An 11,752-nucleotide genomic window follows, 5' to 3' on the forward strand; every position below is an offset into this window, starting at 1 on the left:
TAGTTTATGTTATAAACAATTTATTTTAAATATTTATTGAGTAAAGATAGATAACAATATATTTATTTTACTCATCTATTTGTAGTCGATAAATAATAGTATTGGGTTCAACTTGATTAATAATATTTTTAATAACCATACTTGGTCCTATATCTCCCCAACTACATCCTTTTTCTAAATATTCTTGTGCTGCTTTCCCAATAATATAAGTCCCATAAGCTGCGAAACCACCTTGCATGATAGCGGTACTTCCATAAGTGGTTAAAATAGCAGGATTTTCGATAAAACTTGATACTGCTAAAGCTGTTTTTCCTAAACCTAAGATTAAACCTGTTGCGATTTCTCCCAATAACAAACCCCCAGAACTTAGTAAAATTTTGCGCCATAATTTTCCTGCTTCATGATTAGTTATTGGTAGTCCGTACAATCGAGCTAAAGACCGAATTAACATTAAATCTGTTATACTTCCTCCCATAATATCCAGAAAACCAATAGGGTTAAAAGCAACAGCTACAGACTTGTATTTAACATATTTCCAGATAATGTTTTCGGCTTCTTTTTCTCTATTTTCTATTGTTTTTCGAGCAATACTTTCCTCTGCCTTTCTCGCTTTGTGTAAAGCATTCAAACACAATAAAGACTTTCCTTCTTTATTTAAAATAGACAAAATATTGCTTCTCAATTCATCAATTTGTGGTGGGGTTGTTTCCCATTTCTCTGCTGTTTTACCATCGGGATATTTAACTAAAATAGGTATAGGTTTAGGAGAAGCTGCCACCCTAACAATATCTTCAGCAGCAATCAATAATTTCTGGTCAATATTAGAACTTAGTCCAATTTTATGTAATTGTTTGTAAATAGTTTCTATATCTTTATCAGGATAGAGATCAATTTTATTAAAGACTAAAATGATAGGTTTCAGTGCTTTTTTAAGGTCTAATAATGCCTCGTATTCGCTGCGAGTAATATCCTCAGAAATAACAAATAAAATTAAGTCAGCTTCATCGGCAATATTTCGAGACATAATTTCCCGTTCTCTACCATCGATTTCATCTAATCCAGGAGTATCAATAAACTCAACTTTAACCTCACCGTTGGGAGGAGTCCAACAAACAGATTGAGGCCATTTAGTTACCCCATGAATCGGTCCACTTTCGAGAATATTTTGACCAATCAAGGCATTGATAACAGCAGATTTACCCCGACTAACTAAGCCAAAGGTAGCGATTTTAATAACATTATTTTCTATTTTCTCTAGAGAAGCTTTTAACGCTTGTAAATCTTGTTTTACAGCAGCTTGAAGTTCTAAATTGGGGGGATAATTCCAATGACGGCGTATGCTAGTGTACCAGGATAAAGCTTGTTGAAGACTAGCACGAGTTTGTTGAATATGAGTATCTTGTTGAGTCAATTTTAATTAAAAGATAATAGTTTATACAGGCAAAATTTTAAAAGTTATGATAACTTAAAAATGTTATTTATCAATGTTATCTATGCGTTTATTTATTGCCCTGGTGTTAGGAACTTTTTTAGTGGTAATGGGGTGGCAATCAAATCTGTTTGCTACGGAGACACAGTTACCTCCTCGAGATAATTATGCAGACTATATGTGGCAAGTTCATCAAAATGAGCGACCCCTTCCTACGGATATTTTAACGCAAGCACCAACGGAAGATGATGGCATGAGCGCAGAGATGGTAAGCTATGGGACTTTAGAAGGAGAAGCGATCGCCGGTTATCTGGCCTCTCCCAAAGATAGCGATCGCCCCTTACCTGGGATTATTGTCATCCACGAATGGTGGGGACTAAATGATAATATCAAAGCCATGACCCGTAAAATTGCAGAACAGGGTTATACAGCCTTAGCAGTAGATATGTATGGGGGAGAAACAGCCCAAACCCCTGAGAAAGCCAGAGAATTAGTCACCGAAGCCAGAAATAATCGCGATCGCCTCCAAGAGAATCTTATCTTAGCCTATGAGTATTTAGAACTAGAAACAAACGCCCCAACCATAGCTTCTATTGGATGGTGTTTCGGGGGTAGTTTATCCTTGCGAACCGCCTTATTATTCCCTAAAACCCTAGATGCTGCGGTTATTTATTATGGGGGAGAGTTGGAAACAGAGCCAGAGGTACTAAAACCCCTAGAAATGCCAATTTTAGGGATTTTCGGGGAGTTAGATAAACGGCCATCTCCTGAAACCGTTAAAGAGTTTGAAACGGCTTTGCAGTCTCTTAACAAAGAAGTTGACGTTTATATTTATCCCAACGCCGATCACGCTTTCGCTAACCCATCAGGGGAACGTTATAACCCAGAAGCAGCAGCCGATGCTTGGGAAAAAACCCGAGAATTTTTCTCTGAATATCTGAAATGAGGGTGATATCCAAAAAGATGTTAAATATAGTGACTAAATAAGGGTGAAATGTCCCAGAGTTCCCAAACTCTTGTAAAATAAATCTTGAATTTATAAGCTCTAAAACCCTTTCATGATTTCTAGTAACGATTTTCGGACTGGGACTACCATTGAATTAGATGGTTCAGTGTGGCGCGTTGTTGAATTCCTCCACGTTAAACCGGGTAAAGGTTCGGCTTTTGTGCGAACCAAACTAAAAAATGCTCAAACCGGAAACGTGGTTGATAGGACTTTTCGTGCAGGAGAAACCGTACCCTCGGCCAATCTGGAAAAACGCACCATGCAACATACCTATAAAGAAGGAGAACAATATGTCTTTATGGATATGGAAACCTTTGAGGAAGTGCGTTTAACCCCTGACCAAATGGGAACAACGGTGAACTATATCAAAGAAGAAATGGAAGCGGATGTTCTCTTCTGGAACGAGACTGTCTTAGAAGTACAACTACCTACCTCGGTTTTCCTAGAGGTAACAGATACCGATCCAGGGGTTAAAGGAGATACCGCAACCGGAGGAACAAAACCAGCTACTGTGGAAACAGGAGCGCAAGTAATGGTACCTCTGTTTATCTCTATTGGTGAAAAAATTAAGGTAGATACCCGTGATGGTTCCTACTTGGGACGAGAAACCTAAAGTGGCAACGGTTGTCTCCGGGCAGACAACCTCTTTGGATTAATAGACTATGGGATGGAGAATTTGTGTCAATTAATTTTAACGAACTACGAGAGTTGTTAGGGGCGATCGCTCACACCGATATTGCCGAAGTCAGCCTAAAAACAGAAACCTTTGAGTTAACAGTCCGTCGAGACATAACAACGACGGCCATTCAATCCCCCACAGCAACTACCCCAGAAGTGTTAGTGCCTCCTTCTGTTGCTCCTACAGCAACCCCACCTCCCGAACCAGTCCCCTCTCCAGCAGACAAGGAATGGGTAGCGATTACCTCCCCCATGGTAGGAACTTTTTACCGAGCGCCAGCCCCCGATGAACCACCCTTTGTGGAAGTAGGAGATCGTGTCGGAAACACTCAAACCGTCTGTATTATCGAAGCGATGAAACTGATGAACGAAATCGAAGCGGAAGTTACCGGAGAGGTGATGGAAATCGCTGTTACCAACGGGGAACCAGTGGAATATGGTCAAACCCTAATGTGGGTGAATCCTAGCTAAAAACAAAAGTAAAGATTACAAAATCCCCGAATCAGCACCCTAGGGACTATAGATTATATAATGGAGAGTTTGTAAAAAAATTAGGAGACAGCCTCATGGCTCGGATGTATTACGATGCAGATGCCAACCTTGATCTATTGGCAGATAAAACCGTGGCGATCATTGGCTACGGTTCTCAAGGTCATGCCCACGCCCTCAACTTAAAAGATAGTGGCATCAAAGTGGTGGTGGGGCTGTATCCAGGTAGTAAGTCACGACAAAAAGCTGAAGAAGCAGGGTTAAAAGTTCTCAGTGTGGCTGAAGCTGCTAGTGCTGCCGATTGGATCATGATTTTGTTACCGGATGAGGTACAAAAAACGATTTACAAAGAAGAAATTGAACCCAACTTAAGAGACGGTAAGGTATTATCCTTCGCTCATGGCTTTAATATTCACTTTGGTCAGATTGTTCCCCCGGAAACCGTGGATGTGGTGATGGTTGCTCCCAAGGGACCAGGGCATTTAGTCCGTCGTACCTACGAACAAGGGGAAGGGGTTCCCTGTTTATTCGCCGTTTATCAAGATGCCAGTGGACAAGCTCGCGATCGCGCCATGGCCTATGCTAAAGGTATCGGCGGAACCCGTGCAGGTATTCTGGAAACCACCTTTAGAGAAGAGACAGAAACAGACTTATTTGGGGAACAGGTCGTCCTCTGTGGTGGTTTATCCGCTTTGATCAAGTCTGGTTTTCAAACCCTAGTGGAAGCTGGTTATCAGCCAGAATTAGCCTATTTTGAATGCCTCCACGAAGTCAAATTAATTGTAGATTTGATTGTAGAAGGTGGACTGGCGAAAATGCGTGACAGTATCTCTAATACAGCAGAGTATGGAGACTTAACAAGAGGTCCTCGGATCGTTACCGATGAAACTCGCGCCGAAATGAAACAAATTCTTGCAGAAATTCAATCCGGTCAATTTGCACGGGAATTTGTCTTAGAAAATCAGTCCGGTAAACCCGGGTTTACTGCTATGCGTCGTCAAGAAGCAGAACACTCCATCGAGGAAGTGGGTAAAGATTTACGGGCGATGTTTAGCTGGTTGAAAGAAGGTTAAAGAAACAGGGTATTTTATCCTAATAGATTCCTAGAAAACCCTACCGTATAAACGGATAGGGTTTTTCAAATTTGTTTCTAAACTAAATATTGATATTCTGAAAAACAATATATAACCCAGATTCCGCACTTCAAAATGTAGTATAAAAAAATACATAGTTTTAAAAAGTCCGAAAATCATACCTGGGCAAGAATATTTCTCTTTTCATTAAATTTTTAGGAAAAATAATCAAATTAAGAAGATTTATACTCATTGAAAACTTAGCAAGACTCAGCACAAACGAAGGAGAGTTTCCTCTTCTCATTTGATATCATTAGACTCTTATTCTTTTATTATTTTTGCTTTATCCAATTCAATTTATAGATAATATCTTTGACAAGATGCAGGTAATAAACTCAATATAAAACGCCTTTCTTCTGTTAAATTGACAATTTGTTTAACTCCGTTTAAAATCACATAATGAATACCTTGAAAACATTGAAATATCCACCTCAAAGTCGGACGCAATGTTACTTTCCCTACTTGATTATTTATTCCTTTTTTGACTCTTTTTAAACAATTTCTTAATTCTCTTTGCCCCAAGTTATAAATCAACAAACACAAAGACATTAAAAATAACATTGTTTCTATTCTTTCTGGTTTTTCAACGAAGAAACTATCAGTAAAAAATAAGGGATCTTTCAAAAATCGAAATCCTCTTTCCGTAGATTGCTGGTTTTTATAAGTTATCAGAATTTCACTAGCTTCTAATTTATTTTCCTCTACTAAGTTAGTTGCTAAAATAAATTTTCCTGCTTCTTTAGTCTTTCTACTTATCTCTTCATCTTTTTTGATGATCAGACTAATCATTTTATAAATCTTTTCCTTTTTTTCGAGTAAGTTTCAATCAGTTCAACTTCTTTTATTTCCAACAATCTCAATTTTTTATTAATAGCTTTTAATTTATATCGAGCAGCTTGAGGATGTTCAAATTCTTCAGATTGTATTTCTTTAAGAAATTTTTGGGATTTCTTCTCTTCTTGGAAAAGTTGTTTTTCTAGTTTTTCCAAATCACTTTTCTGTCTTTTTTCACTCAAGACTATTAACCAAGTTTGCTTGATTCCACCATAAGTAACAATTTCTTCTTTCCAGGTATAACTTTCTAAATTTAGGTCACTTCTTTTTTCTTTATCTTCATCTTTTACTTCTTCCACCTCTATATTTTGCACTAATTCTTTTGCTTTTTTTATTGTCATTGGAACTCTCGTTATCCATTTTAAATGTTGGATTAGTTGGAGATTTTCTTGATCATATAAAGCACTATCACAAACCATGATACTATCAAACTTTATTTGCTTTTTGAATTCTACTAAAACTTTTCCAAATACAGCTTTATCAGATTCATTTCCATCTCCTACTCTCACAAATAATGGAATATCTCCATCTTGGCTTGTTATTAAATCCAAGACACATTGTTTTAAGTCTGGTCTATGATCCCGAGAATATCCTTTCTTAATAAAAATTGGTCTTTCTTTAATAATTTTTTCTTCTTCCTGTTTCTCTTTATCTTCTTCCCTTTTATATTCTCCATCTAAATGAAATGATGTGGAATCTAAATGGGAGTATTTAAGGTCTATTTTAATTTTTTAATTACTTCTAAAACTACTTCAATAAAAATATCCATTTAGTCCATATTTATATAATTCATCCATTACTCTCCCAATTTTATCACCATTAAGGTAATCAGGTTTAATTCTTTCTCCTAACAATTTCTCAATGGCTTTATCTTGAAAAAACTGACTGAATAAATATAGAGGTCTTGAAACAAATCCTAGTCCATTGATTAAAATAGACTTAACTACTGTACCTGCTGAGATTTTTTCTCTAACATCTATTCCTAATTTATTATTAATTATTTTGACTATTCCTATTTCATCAATTAAACCAGCTACTATCCCTAAATGGTCTAAATTTTTAACTTGTATTTCTTCTAAATAAGACATTTTTCGCTCTTTTTTTACAGAGGAAACAACTTAAGCAATTATCCCACTTTTTTGTCTTCAAGAGCTTAAGCAATTATACTTAATTATTAACCCCAGGCTTGTAGTATTTAATGCTACTTTTTGAAGTGCGGGATCTGGGTTTAAACGAAAAGTTGCTAAAGACAAACATAAAAAATAATTTATAAAATTATTATCTACTTGATATATTTATTTGATAACTATGAAATCAACACAACTCATAAAACGCTCTAATAATGGTTTAAATACCTTAAAAATAGCTCTAATTTCCTCTTGCTTAATTGTTACCTTACCTAGAGAAGTGAAAGCCGCATCTATTAACATATTAAATCATAGTTTTGAGGGTCCGACTGCTCCTCAACAACGTAATGGTGCATTTTTTAATGAAAGAGGTAATATTAACAACTGGATAGCTACTTCACCAATAGGACAAACAGGGATTTTTAATCCTAGTAAATCTGATGCTAATACAACATTTGATAGCATAGTATTTGATAGTTATTATGATGAACCTGTTCCTTATGGGGTTCAAGTTGCTTGGAGTAATGGAGGAACTATTTCTCAGCAACTTTCAGCTACCCTACAATCTAATACCGAATATACTTTAGGTGTATATGTGGGACAAAGAAATAGAACTGGTTTTGTCGGGTACAATATAGAATTATTAGCAGGTAATACAGTGATAGCCTCTAATAATAGTATTACACCCGCTCCTGGAACATTTTCTTTGGTAAATGTTCATTATACTAGCAGTGATAATGACCCATTAATAGGACAATCATTAGGTATTCGTTTAAGTTCTTTTGGTATTCAAACTAATTTTGATAATGTGACCCTTGAGGCAACAGCAGTTCCCGAACCTTTAACTATTTTAGGTGCAGTAACTGCCATTGGTTTTGGGACAATGTTTAAACGAAAAGTTGCTAAAGACAAACATAAAAAATAATTTATAAAATTATTATCTACTTGATATATTCATTTGATAACTATGAAATCAACACAACTCATGAAACTCTCTAATAATGGTTTAAATACCTTAAAAATAGCTCTAATTTCCTCTTGCTTAATTGTTACTGTACCTACACAAGTAAAAGCAGCATCTATCAACATATTAAACCACAGTTTTGAAGGACCAGAAGCACCTTTAAACCGTTTTGGGGCATTTTCTATTGGTAATGGTAATATTAATAGTTGGGTAGCTAGTTCAAAAACAGGAGTTCTAAATCCTAGTAAATCTGATGCTAACGTAACATCTGATAGCATAGTATTTGATAGTTATTATGATGAACCTGTTCCTGATGGTGTTCAAGTTGCTTGGGGGAATGAAGGAGGAACTATTTTTCAGCGACTTTCAGCTACCCTACAATCTAATACTAAATATACTTTAGGTGTATATGTGGGACAAAGAAATAGATCAGGTTTTGTAGGATATAACATAGAATTATTAGCAGGTAATACAGTGATAGCCTCTAATAATAGTATTACACCCGCTCCTGGAACATTTTCTTTGGTAAATGTTCATTATAATAGCAGTAATAATGACCGATTAATAGGACAATCATTAGGTATTCGTTTAAGTTCTTTTGGTATTCAAACTAATTTTGATAATGTAACCCTTGAGGCAACAGCAGTTCCCGAACCTTTAACTATTTTAGGTGCAGTAACTGCCATTGGTTTTGGGACAATGTTTAAACGAAAAGTTGCTAAAGACAAACATAAAAAATAATTTATAAAATTATTATCTACTTGATAACTATGAAATCAACACAACTCATGAAACGCTCTAATAATGCTTTAAATACCTTAAAGATAGCTCTAAATTCCTCTTGCTTAATTGTTGCTATACCTACACAAGTAAAAGCAGCATCTATCAACATATTAAACCATAGTTTTGAAGGACCAGAAGCACCTTTAGCTTTTAACAGAGAATTTTTTACCACTAATATTGATGATTGGACAGTAAATTCAAATGCGGCTGTTGTCTTTAACCCCACTGCATCTCAAAATAACACAGGATTGAATACTTATTTCAGTCAGTCTCTTCCTGACGGACTACAAACACTTGCTATTAGTAGTGGTGATATTTCTCAAGAACTTGCAGTAACGTTACAAGCTAATACTAAATATACGTTAGGTGTATTTGTTGGACGAAGGAATAATGTAAGCTTCTCAGGATATAATATAGAATTATTAGCAGGTAATACCGTTTTAGCTTCTAATAATAGTATTACCCCTGCTCCTGGAACATTTACCAAAGAAAATGTTTATTATACTAGCAGTGATAATGACCCATTAATAGGACAATCATTAGGTATTCGTTTAAGTTCTGATGGTATTCAAACTAATTTTGATAATGTGACCCTTGAGGCAACAGCAGTTCCCGAACCCTTAACAATTTTAGGTGCAGTAACTGCTATCAGTTTTGGTACAATATTTAAACGAAAAGTTGCTAAAGACAAACCTAAAAAATAAATTTTTGCTAGTAGGAAATCATATTATTATATCCCTACAAATACCGATTTGTAGGGGTTTAACACTGTTAAACACCACCTTCAACGTAGTAGGGTGGGAGCCTTACTAATAAGACATAACTAACTCTCCTACCACATCTAAGCGTTTATAATCGCTCAGAATCATAAAAGTTTCAGATAGGGTTTCGGCTACACTAGGACTGATCCAACCCATTTGTCTTAGGATATGGATAGCTACAGCAGACTTAGCCCGTTTTGAACCATCAAGTACCTTAATAGCTAGTCCCATACCTTCTCCCACACGGCCAATACATTGAATCCCTTCAGCCCCTGCTTTGCTCACTAACTCCCCTTCTGTCAAACGCATCAACTCCGTATCAAAAGAGCCGGCCCCAGCCACCATCGTAGGATAATAGGTCATGGCTCGCAAAATACGTTCTAGATCAAGACGGTTCCCAGAGGATAGCTGAGCATATAAATGAGCCATTTGGGAGAGTTTCATTGAGTAGGTGGGTGCGCCACAATCATCGTGGGCCGCAATCAACTCAGGACCAGGAATACCCAATAACTCCCCAATTTTATCTAAAATTAACTTTTGTACGTGAGAAGATCGCTTCACATAGGTTTTTAACGGCCAACCTCGTTGCTGACAGACAGCCAACATTCCAGCGTGTTTTCCTGAACAATTATATTCCAGGGGACTATTGCGCCCTTTAGGAATGGGACATTGTAAAGCACTGGGGTCTATATCAGCCCGCCAGAGAACGTTAAAGACTTGTCTTGCCTGTTCAACGGTTCCTTGATGAGAACTACAAATAATGGCTAAGTCTTTATCGTTAAGGTCATACCTTTCTAAGGTTCCCGTGGAAGTAACGGACAAAGCTTGAAAGGGTTTAAGGGCCGAACGAACAAAGGCCGTGGTTTCTGGGTTTCCAGCGGCAGATAAGACTCGACCCCGATCATCACAGACAGTGGCCTCAACATAATGGGTTGATTCGACGATCCCCTCTCGCAGTAGGTGAACTTCTAGTTTTGGTGTTAGATGACGTTTCACTCTGGTGGTCATAGAAAATTAACTATTGACACTCTCGCCGTTAAGCTCCTATCGTCGCTGTAACGGGAGATTCTTGAAGCTGATCACAGCCCTTTCAAGTTACCCCTACTTAGGTCTTACACGATTATGTCTGAACCGAGCTTACTAGAATATCAGTTGCTATCTAGACACCCTTTTTGTGGTTCACTCTTCAAGCGTTTTGGCGTTTAAGCCAAGGTTTGGGACTGCCCGACCCTACCTGTCTCACGACAAAAGCCTTTTGCTTTTTCATTCACCAATTTTTATCGGTTACGGTCGTCACAGGCTTTTGAGGTTCCATCAAAAGACGCGACCTCATGTTTTTCGTAGTTTTCGCTACCACTGTCTTTTTTTTCCGTTCGACGGTGCTGCACTGTTTCAGCAGATTTTCACGCTTTTCGGTGGTGTTTCAACCTGAAGACACTACTAGACTAGCACAACTTTCTTGAAAGTGTCGATGCCACGCAGTTAATATATTTGGTCGGGGTTTCATCCCACCGAAGCGCATTCGTGTAACGGGGGTCTTCACCCCGACATCTAAGATAATTATAAGTATAGCCAAAGTAAGCTATCCCCTGCCATCAATAGGGCCAAAAGTCCCACCGTACGGGTTAAGCGTCCGAGGATTGGGCTAATTTGATAGGAGACAATCAGGCGATCGCGAGTTAACATTTCTGGGGGTTTAGGCCAAGTTTGCCCGTCGTACCATCCTGACTCTTCATAAAAGATAGTGGCTTTTTTCAAGCGATCGCTAACATAATGCCACCCGAAAAATAATTGTAGTAGAATCAAAGCTAAAACCAATCCTGCTCCTAGATTACTGAAGAGGACGAAAGGTAAAGCAGATTTACTGGGAGAAAAACTGGCCGCGGCAATAGGACTACTAATCAGCCAACCTATAATCCAAATCAAAGTTATTTTTCGGACAAAAAGACGGTTATCTAGGGTTGCCCACCGAAAAAACCAGGATTCCTTTAACTCCTCGTATTCATTAACCGGTTGTTGCTCTAGGGGCACTGGACAGACTTGTATGGACGATTGCCTCATGATGATGATGTTTGTGTAACTTCTAGTGATGAAAACTCTAGCCTTTCTGCATGACCCCAGAAGGCCTCTAAATTATAGAATTCTCTTTCTTCGGGTAAAAAGATGTGAACGATCACATCCCCAAAGTCTTGTAAAATCCAGTTCCCGTCTTGTTTTCCTTCGGTTTGTCGGGGAACTTGTTGATGAGACTGATAAACTTTTTCTTCAATTGCCTCTGCTATTGCCTTGACTTGGGTGCGAGAAAACCCTGTAATAATTACAAAGTAATCGGTTAAATAGGAGATTTCTGTAACTTTGAGTACACTAATGTCACTGCCTTTGCGATCGTCGGCTGCTTGGACTATAGTTAAAGCTAGGTTTTGGATTGATTGGTCGGTGGTGTTGTCGGTCACTGTTAAGTTTTTGAAATAGTTAGCGATAGTATTTGTTTAATGGGTCACTTATATTCCTTTATATTGTACAGATTTTTTTTTGAAGATGATTAGAG

At 37.5% G+C, this 11,752-nt stretch carries 11 protein-coding genes and 1 pseudogene; 7 read left to right on the forward strand and 5 right to left on the reverse strand.

The genetic code is table 11. The features are described 5' to 3' along the window. Positions 1–67: 67 nt before the first annotated feature. Positions 68–1,411, reverse strand: a complete 1,344-nt coding sequence (locus CWATDRAFT_RS09275; RefSeq protein ID WP_007304809.1) for a GTP-binding protein — start codon at positions 1,409–1,411, stop codon at positions 68–70. An 82-nt stretch (positions 1,412–1,493) separates the two neighbouring features. Here CWATDRAFT_RS09275 and CWATDRAFT_RS09280 point away from each other — a divergent pair, with 82 nt between their 5' ends. The 4 genes from CWATDRAFT_RS09280 (at position 1,494) to ilvC (ending at position 4,675) form a co-directional block, all read left to right on the forward strand. After that, positions 1,494–2,375: a dienelactone hydrolase family protein gene (locus CWATDRAFT_RS09280; protein WP_021834646.1), complete on the forward strand. Its 882-nt coding sequence runs from the start codon at positions 1,494–1,496 to the stop codon at positions 2,373–2,375. Between the two features lie 112 nt (positions 2,376–2,487). Further along, positions 2,488–3,048 (forward strand): elongation factor P, encoded by a 561-nt coding sequence (gene efp / locus CWATDRAFT_RS09285; protein WP_007304725.1) that lies wholly within the window; start codon positions 2,488–2,490, stop codon positions 3,046–3,048. Between the two features lie 65 nt (positions 3,049–3,113). After that, the gene (gene accB, locus CWATDRAFT_RS09290; RefSeq protein WP_007304726.1) at positions 3,114–3,584 is read left to right on the forward strand and encodes an acetyl-CoA carboxylase biotin carboxyl carrier protein; all 471 of its coding nucleotides are present in this window, start codon (positions 3,114–3,116) and stop codon (positions 3,582–3,584) included. A 95-nt stretch (positions 3,585–3,679) separates the two neighbouring features. Continuing rightward, positions 3,680–4,675 carry a ketol-acid reductoisomerase gene (ilvC, locus tag CWATDRAFT_RS09295; RefSeq protein ID WP_007304727.1) on the forward strand — a complete coding sequence of 332 codons (996 nt, stop codon included), beginning with the start codon at positions 3,680–3,682 and terminating at the stop codon, positions 4,673–4,675. A gap of 357 nt (positions 4,676–5,032) precedes the next feature. Here the strand turns inward: ilvC and CWATDRAFT_RS33235 are convergent. Further along, positions 5,033–6,657, reverse strand: a pseudogene (locus CWATDRAFT_RS33235) (IS1634-like element ISCwa1 family transposase). Positions 6,658–6,877: 220 nt separating this feature from the next. Here CWATDRAFT_RS33235 and CWATDRAFT_RS09315 point away from each other — a divergent pair. From CWATDRAFT_RS09315 to CWATDRAFT_RS09325, 3 genes are read left to right on the forward strand one after another with little or no spacing between them, the layout of a single operon-like run. Further along, a complete protein-coding gene (locus CWATDRAFT_RS09315; RefSeq protein WP_007304728.1) occupies positions 6,878–7,621 on the forward strand; it encodes a PEP-CTERM sorting domain-containing protein in 744 nt (247 codons plus the stop codon). Between the two features lie 42 nt (positions 7,622–7,663). After that, complete coding sequence (locus tag CWATDRAFT_RS09320; RefSeq protein WP_007304729.1) at positions 7,664–8,401, forward strand: PEP-CTERM sorting domain-containing protein; 738 nt, start codon at positions 7,664–7,666, stop codon at positions 8,399–8,401. A 29-nt stretch (positions 8,402–8,430) separates the two neighbouring features. After that, entirely contained in the window at positions 8,431–9,147 is a 717-nt protein-coding gene (locus CWATDRAFT_RS09325) for a PEP-CTERM sorting domain-containing protein (RefSeq protein ID WP_007304730.1), read from the forward strand. Between the two features lie 105 nt (positions 9,148–9,252). On the opposite strand, the gene CWATDRAFT_RS09330 is transcribed toward CWATDRAFT_RS09325, so the two are convergent. The 3 genes from CWATDRAFT_RS09330 to rsfS all read right to left on the reverse strand — a co-directional run bounded on the left by CWATDRAFT_RS09330 (position 9,253) and on the right by rsfS (position 11,657). Next, entirely contained in the window at positions 9,253–10,212 is a 960-nt protein-coding gene (locus CWATDRAFT_RS09330; protein ID WP_007304806.1) for an asparaginase, read from the reverse strand. Between the two features lie 552 nt (positions 10,213–10,764). Then, positions 10,765–11,265 carry a CGLD27 family protein gene (locus CWATDRAFT_RS09335; protein WP_007304805.1) on the reverse strand — a complete coding sequence of 167 codons (501 nt, stop codon included), beginning with the start codon at positions 11,263–11,265 and terminating at the stop codon, positions 10,765–10,767. After that, positions 11,262–11,657: a ribosome silencing factor gene (gene rsfS / locus CWATDRAFT_RS09340; protein WP_007304804.1), complete on the reverse strand. Its 396-nt coding sequence runs from the start codon at positions 11,655–11,657 to the stop codon at positions 11,262–11,264. Before rsfS ends, CWATDRAFT_RS09335 begins: the two co-directional genes overlap by 4 nt. Between the last annotated feature and the right edge of the window lie 95 nt (positions 11,658–11,752).

It is taken from the genome of Crocosphaera watsonii WH 8501 (assembly GCF_000167195.1).
Lineage (GTDB): Bacteria > Cyanobacteriota > Cyanobacteriia > Cyanobacteriales > Microcystaceae > Crocosphaera > Crocosphaera watsonii.

Excerpts from the sequence above, each read along its gene's own strand:
- CWATDRAFT_RS09280 (WP_021834646.1), top strand. The coding sequence starts at position 1,494 with ATGCGTTTATTTATTGCCCTGGTGTTAGGAACTTTTTTAGTGGTAATG.
- efp (WP_007304725.1), top strand. The coding sequence starts at position 2,488 with ATGATTTCTAGTAACGATTTTCGGACTGGGACTACCATTGAATTAGAT.
- ilvC (WP_007304727.1), top strand. The coding sequence starts at position 3,680 with ATGGCTCGGATGTATTACGATGCAGATGCCAACCTTGATCTATTGGCA.
- CWATDRAFT_RS09315 (WP_007304728.1), top strand. The coding sequence starts at position 6,878 with ATGAAATCAACACAACTCATAAAACGCTCTAATAATGGTTTAAATACC.
- CWATDRAFT_RS09320 (WP_007304729.1), top strand. The coding sequence starts at position 7,664 with ATGAAATCAACACAACTCATGAAACTCTCTAATAATGGTTTAAATACC.
- CWATDRAFT_RS09325 (WP_007304730.1), top strand. The coding sequence starts at position 8,431 with ATGAAATCAACACAACTCATGAAACGCTCTAATAATGCTTTAAATACC.
- CWATDRAFT_RS09330 (WP_007304806.1), bottom strand. The coding sequence starts at position 10,212 with ATGACCACCAGAGTGAAACGTCATCTAACACCAAAACTAGAAGTTCAC.
- CWATDRAFT_RS09335 (WP_007304805.1), bottom strand. The coding sequence starts at position 11,265 with ATGAGGCAATCGTCCATACAAGTCTGTCCAGTGCCCCTAGAGCAACAA.